Raw genomic sequence first — 17,862 nt, forward strand, 5'->3', positions numbered from 1 at the left:
CTAAATTATAGTGCTTCAAATATAAATCTAATTGTAGGTGTTACAGTAACTGTGAACGTAGATCCTGCTTCGTTATTTACAGTTCCTTCAAGATTTATAGAAGCTTTGCCGTCGGCTTTAAGATCTGCAGCAAGGGCATTAAAAAATTCAGATTCTGCAGCTGTAACGGTACGTGTTGTGCCATTAGCTATAGCAAGATCTGTAACAGTTACACTTTTTCCACTTGCAGATAGTGTTCCATTTAAAATAGTTCCCTCTGGTGCATTTACATTACTTAGTGAGTATGTAAACCCCTCAATACTTACAGATTTAATATTCTCTTTATATTTCTGAAAATCTGCGTTTGTAGAAGCATCTATATTAAAATTGGTATCTAAAGAAGAAGATCCTTCGGTGATTACAGCATCTATATCGGCGGTAAAATCATCTTCGAGTTCAAAATCTGGAAGTAAATCATTTACAGCATCACACGATGTAAATGTAGCAGCAAAAATAAAAAGGGCAAAAAAGGTTTTAATTGTTTTCATAATTCATTTGTTAATTATATTAACAAAAATAGCACTAATTAAATAGAAATCAAGTCTTTACTTTTAAATAGGGGGAAAACACCTAATCAAGAGCTATTTAGATTAAAACCAGCTATTTAGAATATTTTAAAAATAAATCTGTTGTGCCAGTCTGTACGTATTTGCGTGTGCCTCAATGATGGTTTTTATTTGAGGAGAATACCCACCGCCCATACTTACCTGTACAGGAATTTCGCTTTCGCGGAAACAAGACAATGCAAAGCGATCACGCTCTTTGCAGCCTTCTACGGTGCAGGAAAGTCTGCCCAATTTATCGGTTTCCAGGATGTCAACACCGCTGAGGTAAAAAATAAAATCTGGGTTTACCTGCTTAATGAGTTTGGGTAGGGTTTCTTTCAGCTTTGCTAAATAATAGTCATCACCACTTTTGTCAGGTACAGCAATGTCAAGATCTGAAATTTCTTTTCTAAATGGGTAATTGCCTGCGCCGTGCATACTAAAGGTAAACACCGAGTCATCTTCCTGAAAAATTTCTGCTGTACCATTGCCCTGATGCACATCCAGATCTACAATAAGAATCTTTTGAGCCAACCCATTTGTCTGAAGATAGCGCGCCCCAATAGCCTGATCATTAAACAAACAAAAGGCTTCCCCGTGATCACTATAAGCGTGGTGGGTACCACCGGCGATGTTAAAACTGATGCCATTTTCCAACGCATAACGACAACCTAAAATAGTACCCTGAGCGATTATTTGCTCTCGATCTACTAACTCCTGAGAAAGCGGAAAACCTATTTTACGTGCAGCTTTTCGGTCTAGGTTTAAAGCTTTAAGGTTTGTAACATAGCTATCGGTATGTACGGCACGTATGTAGTGTTCTTCAGGGAAACCCGGCTCATAAAAATTAGCTTCGGTACACGTGCCTTCATGCAACAATTGCCTGGGCAGCAAATCATATTTTTCCATCGGGAAGCGGTGTCCTTCGGGTAAAGGATGCTTATAAATGGGATGATAGGCGATTTTGAGCACAGTTTTTAAAATTTGATGTCACTTCGAGTGAATCAACAACACGTTAGTGTTTGTTGATTTGTATCGAGAAGCTAAGCATTCAGCTTGTGCAATTTAAGTTGAATACGCTTTCGCGGAATATCTACCTCGAGGACTTTTACAACCACATGTTCCTGTAAGGTTACGTGTGCATTTACATCACTTACAAAGCCATCGGCGAGATTTGAGATGTGAATCAAACCACTTTCTTTAATCCCAATATCTACAAAAGCACCAAAATTAGTCACGTTATTCACAATCCCCGGAAGCAGTTGGCCTACTTCGAGATCTTCAATTTTACGTATGTTTTGATTAAAGGTAAAAGCTTTTGCCGGCTCCCGCGGGTCCAGTCCCGGTTTTTCTAATTCGTCTAAAATGTCTTTTAACGTTGGTAGGCCTACTTCATCGGTCACATAATCTTCGAGGCTTATTTCTTTTAAAATGCTTTTATTTCCTACCAGATTTGCTACGGAAACTTTCAGTTTTTTAGCCATTTTTTCGACCAAATCGTAACGCTCGGGATGCACTGCAGAGTCGTCTAGCGGATTTTCACCATCTTTTATGCGTAAAAACCCACCGGCTTGTTCATAGGCTTTTGCACCCAATCGCGGAACATTCAAAATTTCTTTCCGCGAAGCGAAAGCACCTTTTTCGTCACGATAGGCAACAATATTTTCTGCCAGTTTTGGCCCAATTCCCGAAACATAACTCAAGAGCGGTACGCTGGCGGTATTGATGTTTACTCCCACGGTATTTACGCAACTTTCTACCACACGGTCGAGTTCGTTTTTCAATTTGGTTTGATCTACATCGTGTTGATACTGACCCACGCCTATAGATTTTGCATCAATTTTCACCAGTTCAGCGAGTGGGTCTGCAAGACGCCGACCTATAGAAACCGCGCCGCGCACTGTCACATCGTAATTGGGAAATTCGTCACGGGCAATCTTAGAAGCCGAATAAATACTCGCACCGGCCTCACTCACTACAAAAACATCTATATTTCTATTGAATTGCATGCGTTTGATAAACTGTTCGGTTTCCCGACTAGCGGTTCCGTTACCAATTGCAATAGCTTCTATTTTATGTGCGTCGACCAGAAAACTTATTTTACGCATTGCGCCTTTTGTGTCGTTTTTAGGAGGATGCGGGTAGATGGTTTCGTTGTGTTGCAATCCGCCATTTTCATCGAGACACACCACTTTACAACCTGTTCTAAAACCGGGATCGAGTGCGAGAATACGCTTTTCGCCCAGTGGCGAACCTAAAAGCAGCTGGCGTAAATTTTTAGCAAAAACTGAAATCGCTTCGTTGTCTGCCTTTTCTTTTGCAGCGCTTAATGACTCATTACTTAATGCCGGAAATAGCAAACGCTTGTAAGAATCTGCAATTGCCATTTGAATCTGCTCTGCACTGGCGTTGTTAGATTTTATAATGCGATTCTCTATGTTTTGCAAGGCTTTATCGTCATCAATCTCAACTTTTAACCGAATAAAACCTTCTTCAGCAGCACGCATTAATGCTAAAAACCGATGGGAAGGAATACGCGCTAATGACTCATCCCACTCAAAATAATCTTTGTATTTCTGCGCTTTTTCTTCATCTTTTTTAGACTTGACAACTTTAGTGGTAATCTGTGCGTGACGCTCTAATTGATTACGTAAATAATTACGAATGTCTGCACGCTCATTTACCCATTCTGCAATAATGTGACGGGCACCTTCCAGCGCATCATCTGTTGAGCTAATTGTATCGTTTTGAAACGTCACAGCAGCAGCTTCCAGATCACGGGTATTTTGCGCCATTATGATTTTGGCAAGTGGCTCCAGACCATTTTCACGGGCGGTGTCTGCTTTTGTTTTTCGAGTTTTTTTATAAGGTAAATAAAGATCCTCAAGTGCAATTAAATCACTGGTGTTACTAATTTTCTTTTTGAGTTCTGGGGTTAAAACCTCCTGCTCTTTAAGCGCTTTTAGTATGGCTGCTTTTCGCTTTTCTAAAGCCTCAAACTGCTCTTTAAAGGTTACAATTTCACCTATTTGTACCTCGTCGAGATTCCCGGTACGTTCTTTACGATAACGAGAAATAAACGGAATAGTCGCATCTTCATCAAGTAACTGCAAGGTGTTTTTGATGCTACTTTCCGGTAGGTTTGTTTGAGATAGAAGATAGGAGAGGATTGCGGACATAATTGATAAAATAATTTAATCTGAATGAAAAAGGGCAGACTTTATCGCAAGAAATGCGAAAAACACCACCCTTATTTTAGCAAAGCTGAAAAACTCCCATCTTATGAAAGAGGAGAGCTTATAATAGTTAACTAATCACCACACCATTCTTTACACCGGCAGTATCTGGGTTCATAAACACAAGTTTGCCTTGTGCATCTTCGGTCATTAAAATCATTCCCTGGCTTTCTACACCACGCAATGCGCGAGGAGCAAGATTTACGAGAACAGTCACTTGTTTCCCGATAATTTCCTCGGGAATGAAACTCTCTGCAATACCTGAAACAATTGTACGCACATCAATACCGGTATCCACTTTAAGAACCAAAAGTTTCTTGGTTTTTGGCATTTTTTCCGCTTCAATAATGGTTCCCACACGCATGTCTAATTTGGTAAAATCATCAAATTCGATGGTGTCTTTTTGCGGAGTTACCGTTGCGTTTTCGGCTTGATTGCTCATTTTTGTGGCTTCTAGTTTATCTAATTGTTTTTGAATCTGCTCGTCTTCAATCTTACTAAAGAGCAATGCAGCAGCATTAATGGTATGACCTACAGGTAGTAAATCTATTTTTTCACCTAAACTTGACCAACTTAAAGGTTGAGGTAACGTCATTAGCGGATCGTTACTCTCCATATTAAGCATATCTTTTAAAGTTTTTGCGGTATGGGGTAAAAAGGGTTCGCTTAAGACAGCCAGACTTGCTGCGATTTGTAACGCCACATACATCACAGTTTGTGTACGTTCTGCATCTGTTTTCACCGTTTTCCAGGGCTCTGCATCTGCAAGATATTTATTACCCAAACGCGCTACATTCATCAATTCATTTTGCGCTTCGCGGAAACGGTAGCGTTCAATAGAACTGGCAATTACAGCAGGATAAGCTTTCATTTCGGCTAAAACACGCTCGTCTTCTTCATTAAAAGCTGCGGGCTGCGGTATTACACCTTCATAATATTTACTCGTTAATACCACCACACGGTTGATGAAATTTCCAAAAATAGCAACAAGTTCATTGTTGTTACGTGCCTGAAAATCAATCCACGTAAAATCATTGTCTTTTGTTTCGGGAGCATTTGCAGTTAAGGTATAGCGCAACACATCTTGCTGGCCCGGAAAATCTTCAAGATACTCGTGTAACCACACCGCCCAGTTTTTTGAAGTAGAAAGTTTGTTTCCTTCCAGATTTAAAAACTCGTTTGCCGGTACATTATCTGGTAAAATATAGCTGCCTTCTGCTTTAAGCATAGCAGGGAAAATAATACAATGGAATACGATGTTATCTTTCCCAATGAAGTGTACTAATTTGGTATCCTCTTTTTTCCAGTAATCTTCCCAATTTTTTCCTTCGCGAGCTGCCCATTCTTTTGTAGATGAGATATACCCTATAGGTGCATCAAACCATACATACAGCACTTTGCCTTCTGCACCTTCAACCGGTACAGGAATCCCCCAGTCCAGATCGCGGGTTACCGCACGAGGGCGTAAACCATCATCAATCCATGATTTACATTGCCCATATACATTAGATTTCCAGTCTTTTTTATGGTCTTCAAGAATCCATTGTTTTAAGAAGTCTTCGTAACGTTCTAAGGGTAAAAACCAGTGTTTGGTTTCTTTCATCACCGGTTTTGCACCAGAGATGGTAGATTTTGGGTTGATCAAATCTGTTGCGTTTAGAGAAGAACCGCAATTTTCACACTGATCTCCGTAGGCTTCTTCATTTCCACATTTAGGGCAGGTTCCTATAACAAAGCGATCTGCTAAATATTGGTTTGCTTCAGGGTCGTACAATTGTTCGGTTACTTCTTCAATAAAGTCGCCTTTCTCGTAGAGTTTTGTAAAAAATTCTGAAGCGGTATCGTGATGTACTTGTGCAGAAGTGCGGGAGTAATTATCAAATGAAATCCCAAAATCTGCAAAAGAGTCTTTGATTATTGTATTGTATTTATCAACCACTTCCTGAGGCGTAATTCCCTCTTTTTTAGCTTTAATACTTATTGCAACACCGTGCTCATCACTACCACATATAAAAGCAACATCTTTATCGATGCCTCTTAGGTAGCGCGCGTAAATATCTGCAGGTACATAAACTCCGGCTAAGTGACCTATATGTATAGGGCCGTTAGTATAGGGCAATGCTGCGGTAATTGTATATCTTTTGGGAGTCATAGTAAAAGTAAAATTTTCAGCCGCAAAGATACCATTTATGGGATTAATCAAAACCCGTGGTAGGAGTACATTTATTAAGTATGTATATTAGTCTTTTAGATACACTATGATTCCACGTTATTTAGTTTTAGCAGTTTTTACAATCTTTGTGTGTTGTAATGAAAAACCAGATTCTGCACCTGTTTCTAATACTGTTATTGAAGAAGATGTTACAGAGGAAACGGTATTTACAATTGAAGAAATCTACGGTTTTGCCCAGGCAGGCACATTAGAAAATAAATATGCTGAAGACGATCTTCTGGAAACAATAAACTGGATAGAAGAGGGTTCTATCGAAGTGGTTACGCTAAAAATATACCCGAACACGCCGAAAGAATTACTGGTACATTATACAGATATCAACAAGACTGCCGTTCACAGTATTGAAGCTTATGCCTATGACAGCCCCTGGAAATCAGAAACCGGTATTTATATGGGGATGCCACTGGCAGAACTCGAGACGTTAAATAAGAAAGCAATTCGTTTTTCTGGCTATGAATGGGATTTTGCTGGTGCTGTAGATTTTCAACAGGGAGCCCTTTCTAGCAAAACGCTCTTTGTTTATTTAGGTACAGACGGAGATGTGGCGATGCCCAAAGAATTTGTAGGCAGTGATGTCAAAATTACTGCGGAGCAGACAAAAAAGCACAATATTGAATTTAAAGTAACGGGACTACTATATCGTCCTAACAAATAACAGGTTATGTTAACTCCCCCATATTTAAAAAAAGGTGATAAAGTAGGTATTGTTTGTACTGCTCGTAAGGTTGATGAAGAAGACTTACACAAAGGTATTTTACTGCTCGAATCTTATGGTTTAATCCCTGTGTTAGGTAAAACTATAGGAGCCGAAGATGATCAGTTTGGTGGTACAGATGCAGCCCGAACTGCAGATTTGCAGACAATGCTTGATGATGAAGAAATCAAGGCCGTGTGGTGTGCCCGGGGAGGTTATGGTACAGTGCGCATTATAGATCAAATCAATTTTTACAAGTTTGTAAAATATCCTAAATGGGTGGTGGGCTATAGTGATATCACGGTGTTGCATTCGCAATTGCATATGATGGGTTTTGAAACCATTCATGGGGTTATGCCGGTGGGTATTGCACGTAACACAGTAGCAGCTAAACAAACTTTAGAGAAAGCGTGGTTTGGGAAAGCCTTAAATTATAGTGTAAAACCTGCTCCTCTAAACCGCTTGGGAACAGGAACTGGAGAGTTGGTAGGAGGTAATATTTCTATTTTGTATTCTTTATGTGGAAGCAATTCTTCGATTCATACAAAAAATAAAATCCTGTTTATAGAAGATCTTGATGAATACCTGTATCACGTAGATCGTATGATGGTTAATTTAAAACGTAATAATATGCTATGCGATTTAAAAGGTCTTGTGGTAGGTAGTTTAACTAAAATGCACGACAATTCAATTCCATTTGGAAAAACGGCAAAAGAGATTGTGTTAGATGCCGTTAAGGATTATGATTTTCCTGTATGTTTTAATTTTCCTGCGGGTCATCTAAAAGATAATTGCGCGCTAATATTAGGTAGAAACGTGTCGCTTGAAGTTACAGAAAAAGGTTCTAGACTTGCTTTTGACCACGTAGAATAAGTATTAAATCTCTGCTATGAATCATAACGAACTAGGTAAATGGGGCGAGCAGTTTGCAGCAGAATATCTAGAAAAAAACGGTTTTGAAATTCTAGAGCGCAATTGGTTTTTCGCTAAAGCGGAAATAGATATCATAGCTACAAAAAACAACGAACTTATTATCATAGAGGTCAAAACCCGCAACTCAGATTTTTTTGGAGACCCTCAGGACTTTGTCAGTTCTTCAAAAATTAAATTGCTCGTCAAAGCAGCTAATGAATATGTGATATCAAATGATCTGGATATCGAAACCCGTTTTGATATCATTGCTGTTCTTAAAAATAAGACTCAAGAAAAGCTAGAACATTTTGAGAATGCATTTTATCATTTTTAAAACATAACTATGGCTAATCAGTGGGGTATTCCGGCAGATGTTGAGAAATTAGTTTTAAGCCGTGATAAAAAGTGTGTGTATTCCGGGGTTGATTTTTCAATAAACCATGTCTCAAGAAAGACTAAACCATCTTGGGAGCATATAATTAATGATATTCATCTTTCCTCAGTAGAAAATATTGCGCTATGTTGTATTTCTTGTAATGCGAGCAAATCAGCTCATAAATTAGAAGAATGGCTTACTGGCAAATATTGTTTATCAAAAAGTATAAACGAGAATACTGTAGCAGAAGTAGTTCAAAATGTCATTAGAAAGAATATTTCTAAAACTTAAAAAGAGAAATTAAACTCGAATTAATCTTTCTCTTTTGAGGTTAGTCTTCTGCAGTTTTTAACCTATTCTGAAACTTGTTCTACCTTCTTCGGCATTAGTGGTTTTAAAACATCTATAGCCTTATCTACTGTAGAAATACCTTGCGCTGTAAGTAATAAACGCAGGCCTTTACTGGTTTTCTTCTCTTTCAAAGTTACCCTATTAGAATGCGTTTGTACATATTGAAGCACTCTTGAGAATGCAGCGCTTTGATAAAATTTGGAATTCTGGTCTGCAATAAAAAACCCAATAAGTTTCTTGTTTTTCATCACTACTTTTTCAAGTCCGTAGTGCGTTGCAACCCATTTAATACGTACCGAATTCAATAAGTCGTCTGCTTGTTTGGGCAACTCACCAAAACGGTCTATCAATCGAGTTTCAAAAGCTGCCAGTTCTTCTTCAGTTTTTAACCCGTTAAGTTCTGTATAGAGATTTAAACGCTCGGTTATATTATTGATGTAGTCATCAGGAAACATTAAGGAGAAGTCAGAATCGATGACGGTATCTTTTACGTACTCTTTGTTAGTATCGTCTGCATTATCTTCAGCATATAAATCTGCAAACTCATTTTCTTTAAGTTCTTCTATAGCCTCGTTTAAGATTTTCTGATAGGTATCAAAACCTATCTCGTTCATAAAACCACTTTGCTCACCACCCAGAAGGTCACCGGCACCGCGTATCTCAAGGTCTTTCATCGCGATATTGATACCGCTACCTAAACTTGAAAATTGCTCTAATGCCGTCATACGTTTACGCGCATCTTCAGTCATTGTAGAAAACGGAGGGGTAAGGAAATAGCAAAACGCTTTTTTATTGCTTCGGCCTACACGACCGCGCATTTGATGCAAGTCTGATAGTCCAAAATTATTAGCATTATTGATGAATATCGTATTTGCGTTAGGTACATCAAGACCACTTTCTACAATGGTGGTAGATACGAGTACATCAAACTCGCCATCCATAAACCTGAGCATAAGTTCTTCTAGTTTCTTTCCATCCATCTGGCCGTGACCTATGCCTACTTTAGCATCAGGCACAAGCCGCTGAATTAAACCGGCAATTTCTTTAATATTTTCAATGCGGTTATGAATGAAGAACACCTGTCCCCCGCGTTGTATTTCATACGATACAGCATCTCGTATAGTATCTTCGGTAAAACGCGCAATATGGGTTTCGATAGGGTAACGGTTAGGCGGTGCTGTGGTGATGGTACTTAAGTCACGAGCCGCCATTAAACTAAACTGTAGCGTACGCGGTATAGGCGTGGCCGTCAAGGTAAGCGTATCTACATTTTCTTTTATAGTCTTAAGCTTATCTTTTACTGCTACACCAAATTTTTGCTCCTCATCTACAATAAGTAAGCCCAGGTCTTTAAATTTTACATTTTTACTGGTAAGCTGGTGTGTGCCTATAATGATATCAACTCTACCATTTGCAAGACGCTCTAAAGTTTCTCGTTTTTCTTTTGCGGTACGAAAACGATTCAAATAATCTACAGTAACCGGTAAATCTTTAAGGCGCTCGCTAAAGGTTTTATGATGCTGAAAAGCGAGAATTGTTGTGGGTACTAAAACCGCAACTTGTTTCCCGTTATCTACTGCTTTAAAGGCCGCACGTATGGCAACTTCAGTTTTACCAAAACCTACATCACCACAAACCAAACGATCCATAGGTCGGGAGCTTTCCATATCTGCTTTTACCGCTTCGGTGGCGCTACTTTGATCTGGAGTATCTTCATAGATAAAGCTCGCTTCTAACTCGTTTTGCAAATAGGTGTCAGGACCAAAGGCAAAGCCTTTTTCAAGACGACGTTTGGCGTATAGTTTAATCAGGTTAAAAGCAATTTCCTTAACCCGTGTTTTTGTCTTCTGTTTAAGTTTTTTCCAGGCGGCACTACCTAGCTTGTAAATTTGAGGCGGTTTGCCGTCTTTGCCATTATATTTAGTGACTTTATGAAGCGAATGAATACTCAGGTAGAGCACATCGCGTTCGCCATAAATTAATTTGATGGCTTCCTGCATTTTGCCTTCTACTTCAATCTTCTGAAGTCCGCCAAATTTACCAATCCCGTGATCTATGTGTGTGATGTAATCACCTACCTGCAGACTGGTTAAATCTTTAAGCGTGATCGCCTGTTTTTTTGCGTAACCGTCTTTAAGCTTAAACTTGTGATAGCGCTCAAAAATCTGGTGATCTGTATAACAGACTATTTTAAAATCCTCATCAATAAAACCCCGGTAAAGCGGTAAAATAATGGTGTCATACTGCTTCACGTCTAACTTGGCATCATCAAAGATATCTTTAAAACGCTTTGCCTGTTGCTCGCTACTGCAACAGATATAATTGGTGTATCCCGCTTCGTTGTTTTCATTTAAATTTTTAATAAGTAAATCAAATTGCTTATTAAATGCCGGTTGCGGGTGTTGGCTAAAAGTTATTTGATTTGCAGATTCCTGTCCAGGTAAATCAGTTCCTATTTTTACCAGGGTAAAATCAAGTAACTGTCTTCGTATGGTTTTTGAATCGCAAAATAAAGCTTCAGGCGCTGTACGTTTGATCTCACTTTCAAGTTTATCATAGGCTTCCTGAGCCTTTTCAAAATTAGTATCAATACGAGCCGAAAGTTGTTCTAAGTCTTGTACAAAAACAACGGTCTGTTCTGAAATATATTTGAAAAAACTATCGCGTGATTCCTGCAATGCCTTGTTTTCAACATTAGGCATCAAACTTATTTTTTCAATCTTTTTTACCGAAAGTTGCGTCTCTACATCAAAAGTACGTATGCTGTCAACCTCATCACCAAAAAACTCAATACGATAGGGCTCATCGTGTGAAAAGGAGAACACATCTATAATACCACCACGTACCGAAAATTCGCCGGGTTCTGTAACAAAATCTACCCGCCTAAATTTATATTCAAAAAGCATTTCATTTACAAAATCGAGCGACAGCTTATCATTCAGTTTTACCTTTAAGGTACTTTTGTCGAGTTCTTTTCGGGTTACTACTTTTTCAAATAGAGCATCAGGATAGGTGACAATTATTGCAGGTTTTTTACGACTGTTGATGCGGTTTAAAACTTCGGCTCTAAGTAACACATTCGCATTATCGGTCTCTTCTATTTGATACGGTCTGCGGTAGCTGCCGGGATAGAAAAGTACATTGCTTTCTTTTACTAATTGCTCTAAATCATTGAGCACATAAGCCGCTTCTTCCTTGTCATTGAGAATAATAAGAAAGGGTTTATCTGCAGTTTTAAAACTTTCTGCAATTAAAATGGAAAGCGACGAACCTATAAGGCCGTTCAATGTAATTCGTGATGAATTTTCTTCGCTACTAGAAATAGCGTCTTGCAGTTTTTGCATTTGCAAAGACTGTAAAAAAGGCTGCGTGATCTTGGTTTTACCCATAAGCCGACAAAGATAGTATCTTCTTGTTTTTTATCATTAATCCGTAGGCGTATTTAATATTATTGTAACATAGCTTAAATCTATTTATTAATTTAAAACAGTGCTTTGGCAAAAGCCTAACAGGTATTTACAATTTCAATAACAAGATAGCCTTGCGGCAAACAGTATCTTTATAAAAAACTAGATTTTATGGCAATTGAACACTTTGATGTATTTGTAATTGGGACCGGTAACGCAGGAAAGCATGTAGCTTATGATGCTGTTGAAGCCGGATTAAAAGTTGCCATTGCAGATAATAGAGAGTTTGGCGGTACGTGTGCAAACAGAGGATGTGATCCTAAAAAAGTTTTAGTAGGAATAACCGAAGTTTTAGAGCGTAGTCGTGACTTAAGCGGTAAAGGAATCGATGATTTGCCTAAAGTGAACTGGGGAGATTTAATGAAATTTAAAGAGACTTTCACCAGTGCAGTACCTTTTACTACAGAGCGAAAACTGAAAGATGCAGGAATCAAATTATACCATCAGTCACCAAAATTTATTGATGCGCAAACCCTTTCTGTGGAAGGTAAAACGGTGACGGCAGATAAAATTGTAATTGCGACGGGAAACATACCACTTGAGTTAAAAATACCGGGAAGAGAATATGCGCACATAAGCGATGACTTTTTAGAGCTCAAAGAATTACCCGAAAGCATGATTTTTATAGGTGCAGGATACATTGGGATGGAGTTCGCCCATATTGCTGCACGTTGCGGGGTAGATGTAACTATTGTAGATGTGAATGACGGTATTCTTTCTAATTTTGATAGCCAGCTGGCTAAATATCTTCAGGAGAATTCTGAGCAAATAGGAATTAAGTTTGTTTTTAATGCACGAGCCACCGCTATAGAAAAACTTCGAAAGAACTATAGGGTTACTTTAGATCAGGGAGAAGAGTCTATTGAATTGAAAGCTGAAATGGTCTTTAATACTGCAGGTCGTGTGCCGGCAATAGCAGATTTAGAGCTTGAAAATGGAAACGTAGCGTTCAGTAAAAAGGGGATTGAGGTCAATGAGTATTTGCAAAGCACAACAAATGTAAATGTTTATGCTTGTGGAGATGTATCAGACACGAGCACATTAGCACTAACCCCTATAGCGCATCAGGAAGCACGAGTTGTAGCTAAGAATATAGTTAAAGGAGAAAATTATTTGAAGCTAGATGTGCCACCTACGCCTTCTGTTGTATTTACCCAGCCACAACTGGCAACTGTAGGTTTTAATGAAAAAGAAGCCAGAGAGCAGGGTTATGATATTGTAGTACGGGAAGAAAATGTGCCTACATGGTATAACTCAAAACGAATGAATCAAAATTGCTATGCCTTTAAAACAATCGTTGATAAAGAAACAGGTTATATTTTAGGAGCACATCTATTAAGTTGGGATGCCGCAGAAACTATAAATATGTTTGTTATGGCAATGTGCGGCAAACTAGATGTAAACACCTTAAAAGAGATGGTTTTTACTTATCCCAGCTGGTCTAACGATATTAAATCTATGATTTAAACCGCTCTTTAAGTTTATTAATAGGGTTTGTTTCCCGATTGCGATAGCCGTGCAATCCTGAAGAAATTACGAGTAATAAAGTTCCTAATAATGCAAAATAGGCAACACTTTCCAGGTTGTCTTTATGTCTTATGAATATGGCAAAAAGCGCCCATGCGCCTACCATTGCAAATTCGCGCATATTGCGCAGGTTAATCATAAGCAGATTTATAAACACAGCAATAGTAATTAACGTCATCGTAGCAATAATCTGGGTTAACTGGCTGCCGGCTAGATCTAATTTTACTAAAAATGCTGAAATGTTTGCAATGACTGCAACCGCTACCCAACCGCTGTAAATACAAATAGGCCACCATACAAATGCTATAATTTCTATAGGAGCATCCCAGCGTTCCATATATGTTTTTAAAACAATTTTAAGCAGACAAAAAAGCATCCCAATTATTATAAATACGGAAAGCCAGACGTAATCATACGTAAAAGCAACCACCCATAATGCGTTAAGTACATTTACACTCGTAAACCAGAAACCTGCTTGCTCGATATGCGGAGTATCTTTTTTACTGAAAAAGGCGCGTCTAATGCCAAATACTGCATACGCCAATAAACCCAGAAAAATAACACCCCAGATTGAAAAAGCATAACCCGCAGGCGTAAACAGATTGTCATAACGATTACTTACTTCGCCAATAGTAGTATTATTCCAGCGTTGTGCTTGTGATAAGCCATTAACGGTAATAACCAGAAGTACCGAAAGCAAATTGAGTATAGCGAGTTTCTTTTTCATAGATTTCGATTTGTATAAAAAATCAAATTAGTATTCTGAGTCTGTCAAAATATTTAGGTATTTAAACTATCCAGCATTGATAATAATTTGAAAGACTTAAAATAGTATCATTTCATTGCGTTAGAGCAGCTTTCTATTGAACCTGTATTACCTCTTTTTTTGTTACGGCAAAAACAGCATCTCCAGGTTTTGGTTCCAGATAATAGTTTCCGGTAAATGTACCGAAAGCCGGTAAGATCAATTGATTTTCAGTCTTAAAGAAACATGAAAGTTTTAAAACCTGACGGCCTATTCCGCCCAGACGAATTCCCGGATGTATATGTCCGCAAAAATTGAAAAAGCCTTCAGTTTCCTCCGGGTGATGCGTAAGTAAAAACGTCCCGGTTTTAATTTCAGAATATATGGGAACTCCCAGTTTTTCATATTTCAGCGGAGCAATAATATCATGATTTCCTGCTACAAGAATGATATTTTCTTCTCGGGAGGCAACCCAGTCTTCAAATAAATTCCATTCGGTGTTTAAACTGCTGTGAAACAAATCGCCCAGAAAGCAAATGCCTTTAGGTTTAAAAGAATCTGCAATGCGTGAAAGTTGTATAAAATTTTCGGCTACAGCCTTGTAAGGCACAGCGCTTCCGTGTTTTCTAAAATGGGAAACTTTTCCCAGATGTACATCTGCAATAAGAAGCGTCTCCTGTTCTACCCAATAAATACCACCTGCAGGATGTAAAACAAAGGTATTATCGAGTATGGTAATAGTTTGATTCATAGCGCTGCAAATTTCAGTCTTTTTAGCCACTTCTTAAACGCAGACGCATAAAAAATGCCGAAGCAGTACTTCGGCATTTTAAAAATTTATAATAATGATATTGTTACATATCGTAATTAAGCATCCAGTTTACACCATATTTATCGCGTACACGAGCGTAATAGGCATTCCAGCTGGTTTCTTGTGGTTTTGCAAGACTTTGGCCTTCTGCAGATAACTTATTAAATAATTCGCTTACTTCATCTTTACTCTCAAGATCAACGCCCAGTTGCACTTGATTGCCGTGCTGTAAGGGTGTATCTGGAGAAGCATCATATGCCATTAAATGAATTCCTTTTCCTTTAAGCTCTGCATGCTGTAGTTTATCTCTATAACTTCCCGGAATATCAATGTCTTTCCCTTCGTAAGTTTCTTTGTTAATGATATCTCCACCAAAACAGTCTTTATAAAAATTTAAAGCTTCTTGACACTCACCTCTAAAGGTTAAATATGGTTTTACTGTTTTCATAATTTTTGATTTTTTAGTTATTCTAAAATTACAAAGCGAGGCGTGTATTTATGGGCTCTTTCGTGTTATTTTGTTCTTAATCAAAGGCTAAATAATGTTAAGTAGGAGAATGCCTTTTTAAAATTTTCAAATCATAAGTGCAGTAGGTCTCCAATTTATGTATAGCTTTACGTTGTAAACTTTAGGGGCGCTGATAGCAATATCGGCTGAGATAGTACCCTTTGAACCTGATCTGGTTAGTACCAGCGAAGGGAAAAGTGAAAACTTTCCACAATAGATAGGATCTTTTATAAAGATTCCATTCAAACGGGTTGTTGCTTTTTGGCGTATGCCACCTTCAGTTTACAGTTTAAAACTATTTTAAATGATCATTGTAAACGTCAACAATCAATCACATTCTTTCGCTAAAGAGCTTTCGCTTTCAGAACTTTTAAACCATCTCAACATTGTGCAAAAAGGTATCGCTGTGGCTGTTAATAACGCCATTGTTACCCAAACTGCATGGAATGAATTTATGCTGAAAGATGGTGCTCTGGTACTTATCGTTAAAGCCACGCAAGGCGGATAGTATTATTGATTTGTGACACGTATAATTCTTAAAACTACCCGTTATGAAGACCGAAAAAATCCCAAAGCAACAAACCATTAGCCGAGCACCTTTTCCTAATTCAGAAAAAGTGTACGTAAGCGGCAGCCTGTACCCAGACCTTAAAGTGCCTATGCGCCAGATTTCTCTGGCAGATACGGTAGATAAATTTAATGGTAAGGTTGAAAAAAACGCGCCGGTTTTGGTGTATGACACCAGCGGTCCATTTACCGATCCTAATATTGAGATTGATGTAAAAAAAGGACTTGATCCCGTACGTAAAAAATGGATTCTAGACCGAAAAGACACCGTACAATTATCAGGGCTTTCTTCTGCTTACGGTCGTAAACAGGAAGAAAACCCTGCGCTCGATCATTTGCGCTTTGTACGCAATGCAAATCCGTTAAAGGCTGAAGCAGGCAAAAACGTAACTCAGATGCATTACGCGCGTCAGGGAATCATTACTCCTGAAATGGAGTATATCGCAATTCGCGAAAATCAAAAACTTGCCGAAATACAACACATTACCTCACAGCATCCTGGCAACAGTTATGAAGCGAGTATTCCAAAAGTGATTACCCCAGAATTTGTGCGTGATGAGGTGGCTCGCGGAAGAGCAATAATCCCGGCAAACATCAATCACCCGGAAGCAGAGCCTATGATTATAGGGCGTAATTTTTTAGTAAAAATAAATGCCAATATCGGTAACTCTGCAGTAAGTTCCTCCATTGAAGAAGAGGTAGAAAAAGCGGTATGGGCGTGCCGCTGGGGAGCAGACACCATAATGGATCTTTCTACAGGTAAAAATATTCACGAAACTCGGGAATGGATTTTACGCAACGCTCCTGTGCCCATAGGTACAGTTCCTATTTATCAGGCTTTAGAAAAAGTAAATGGCAAAGCCGAAGATTTAACCTGGGAGATTTTTAGAGACACGCTTATCGAGCAGGCAGAGCAGGGAGTAGATTATTTTACGATTCACGCCGGTGTACGTCTTAAGTATGTACCACATACAGCAAAACGCCTTACCGGAATTGTTTCTCGGGGAGGTTCTATAATGGCAAAATGGTGTCTCTCGCATCATAAAGAAAGCTTCTTATATGAGCATTTTGAGGATATCTGTGAGATTATGAAAGCCTATGACGTGTCATTCTCTTTAGGAGATGGTTTGCGTCCCGGAAGTATCGCAGATGCTAATGATTATGCGCAGTTTGCCGAGTTAGAAACGTTAGGCGAACTCACAAAAATCGCCTGGAAACACGATGTGCAATGTATTATTGAAGGTCCCGGGCACATCCCAATGCATATGATAAAAGAAAATATGGATAAGCAGCTTGAGGTGTGTGGGGAAGCTCCGTTTTACACATTGGGTCCCTTAACTACAGATATTGCTCCGGGCTATGATCACATCACCAGTGGTATAGGTGCTGCAATGATAGGCTGGTACGGTTGTGCGATGTTGTGTTATGTGACGCCTAAAGAGCACCTGGGCTTACCTAACAAAGAAGATGTAAAAACCGGTGTAATAACTTATAAAATTGCGGCACATGCGGCAGATCTTGCAAAAGGGCATCCGGGAGCGCAACATAGAGACGATGCGATGAGTAAAGCTCGGTTTGAATTTAGATGGGAAGATCAATTTAATTTAGCGCTCGATCCTGATACGGCTCGTGAATTTCACGACGAGACTTTACCCTCAGAAAATGCCAAAGTAGCTCACTTTTGTTCTATGTGCGGACCTAATTTTTGCTCGATGAAAATTAGTCAGGATGTGCGCAATTACGCTAAAGAAAATGGTTTAGAGACCGAAGAAGCACTCGAGAAGGGGATGAAGGAAAAGTCTGAAGAGTTTAAAAAACACGGAAGCGAAGTATATCTGTAAATCCTTAAAG

General features: G+C 38.8%; 15 protein-coding genes and 1 riboswitch. Of the genes, 7 read left to right on the top strand and 8 right to left on the bottom strand.

The annotated features are described in order from the left end of the window. Positions 1–5: 5 nt before the first annotated feature. The 4 genes from ACEN25_RS09510 to metG all read right to left on the bottom strand — a co-directional run bounded on the left by ACEN25_RS09510 (position 6) and on the right by metG (position 5,972). Positions 6–527: a hypothetical protein gene (locus tag ACEN25_RS09510; protein WP_441802702.1), complete on the bottom strand. Its 522-nt coding sequence runs from the start codon at positions 525–527 to the stop codon at positions 6–8. 126 nt (positions 528–653) lie between these two features. Next, positions 654–1,556: a histone deacetylase family protein gene (locus tag ACEN25_RS09515; RefSeq protein ID WP_441802703.1), complete on the bottom strand. Its 903-nt coding sequence runs from the start codon at positions 1,554–1,556 to the stop codon at positions 654–656. Positions 1,557–1,627: 71 nt separating this feature from the next. Beyond that, a complete protein-coding gene (locus ACEN25_RS09520) occupies positions 1,628–3,763 on the bottom strand; it encodes a Tex family protein (RefSeq protein WP_441802704.1) in 2,136 nt (711 codons plus the stop codon). Positions 3,764–3,890: 127 nt separating this feature from the next. After that, complete coding sequence (gene metG / locus ACEN25_RS09525) at positions 3,891–5,972, bottom strand: methionine--tRNA ligase (protein ID WP_441802705.1); 2,082 nt, start codon at positions 5,970–5,972, stop codon at positions 3,891–3,893. 106 nt (positions 5,973–6,078) lie between these two features. Between metG and ACEN25_RS09530 the strand changes: the two genes are divergently transcribed. Genes ACEN25_RS09530 through ACEN25_RS09545 form a run of 4 tightly spaced genes read left to right on the top strand, consistent with a single transcriptional unit; the run spans position 6,079 to position 8,326 of the window. Continuing rightward, positions 6,079–6,708 (top strand): hypothetical protein, encoded by a 630-nt coding sequence (locus tag ACEN25_RS09530; protein WP_441802706.1) that lies wholly within the window; start codon positions 6,079–6,081, stop codon positions 6,706–6,708. Positions 6,709–6,714: 6 nt separating this feature from the next. Further along, positions 6,715–7,620, top strand: coding sequence for a S66 peptidase family protein (locus tag ACEN25_RS09535; protein ID WP_441802707.1), 906 nt, complete (start codon positions 6,715–6,717; stop codon positions 7,618–7,620). A 16-nt stretch (positions 7,621–7,636) separates the two neighbouring features. After that, positions 7,637–7,993 (top strand): YraN family protein, encoded by a 357-nt coding sequence (locus ACEN25_RS09540; protein ID WP_028377268.1) that lies wholly within the window; start codon positions 7,637–7,639, stop codon positions 7,991–7,993. Between the two features lie 9 nt (positions 7,994–8,002). Continuing rightward, the gene (locus ACEN25_RS09545) at positions 8,003–8,326 is read left to right on the top strand and encodes an HNH endonuclease (protein WP_441802708.1); all 324 of its coding nucleotides are present in this window, start codon (positions 8,003–8,005) and stop codon (positions 8,324–8,326) included. 62 nt (positions 8,327–8,388) lie between these two features. Here ACEN25_RS09545 and mfd read toward each other — a convergent pair whose 3' ends face one another. Beyond that, positions 8,389–11,775 carry a transcription-repair coupling factor gene (gene mfd, locus ACEN25_RS09550; RefSeq protein ID WP_441802709.1) on the bottom strand — a complete coding sequence of 1,129 codons (3,387 nt, stop codon included), beginning with the start codon at positions 11,773–11,775 and terminating at the stop codon, positions 8,389–8,391. Between the two features lie 189 nt (positions 11,776–11,964). On the opposite strand from mfd, the gene ACEN25_RS09555 reads away from it, so the two are divergent. After that, entirely contained in the window at positions 11,965–13,320 is a 1,356-nt protein-coding gene (locus ACEN25_RS09555) for a dihydrolipoyl dehydrogenase family protein (protein WP_441802710.1), read from the top strand. Here the strand turns inward: ACEN25_RS09555 and ACEN25_RS09560 are convergent. The 3 genes from ACEN25_RS09560 to ACEN25_RS09570 form a co-directional block, all read right to left on the bottom strand. Continuing rightward, a complete protein-coding gene (locus ACEN25_RS09560; protein WP_441802711.1) occupies positions 13,310–14,107 on the bottom strand; it encodes a tryptophan-rich sensory protein in 798 nt (265 codons plus the stop codon). The two genes, ACEN25_RS09555 and ACEN25_RS09560, sit on opposite strands and share 11 nt — an antisense overlap. 133 nt (positions 14,108–14,240) lie before the next feature. Beyond that, complete coding sequence (gene pdeM, locus ACEN25_RS09565) at positions 14,241–14,876, bottom strand: ligase-associated DNA damage response endonuclease PdeM (protein WP_441802712.1); 636 nt, start codon at positions 14,874–14,876, stop codon at positions 14,241–14,243. Between the two features lie 103 nt (positions 14,877–14,979). After that, positions 14,980–15,384, bottom strand: a complete 405-nt coding sequence (locus ACEN25_RS09570) for a VOC family protein (RefSeq protein WP_028377274.1) — start codon at positions 15,382–15,384, stop codon at positions 14,980–14,982. A gap of 173 nt (positions 15,385–15,557) precedes the next feature. Next, positions 15,558–15,655, top strand: a riboswitch (TPP riboswitch). Positions 15,656–15,748: 93 nt separating this feature from the next. Here ACEN25_RS09570 and thiS point away from each other — a divergent pair. Both thiS and thiC read left to right on the top strand, forming a co-directional pair. Then, positions 15,749–15,952: a sulfur carrier protein ThiS gene (thiS, locus tag ACEN25_RS09575; protein ID WP_441802713.1), complete on the top strand. Its 204-nt coding sequence runs from the start codon at positions 15,749–15,751 to the stop codon at positions 15,950–15,952. 43 nt (positions 15,953–15,995) lie between these two features. Continuing rightward, the gene (gene thiC / locus ACEN25_RS09580; protein WP_441802714.1) at positions 15,996–17,852 is read left to right on the top strand and encodes a phosphomethylpyrimidine synthase ThiC; all 1,857 of its coding nucleotides are present in this window, start codon (positions 15,996–15,998) and stop codon (positions 17,850–17,852) included. Positions 17,853–17,862 lie beyond the last annotated feature (10 nt).

It is taken from the genome of Leeuwenhoekiella sp. W20_SRS_FM14, assembly GCF_052119605.1.
In the GTDB taxonomy this organism is placed as follows: domain Bacteria; phylum Bacteroidota; class Bacteroidia; order Flavobacteriales; family Flavobacteriaceae; genus Leeuwenhoekiella.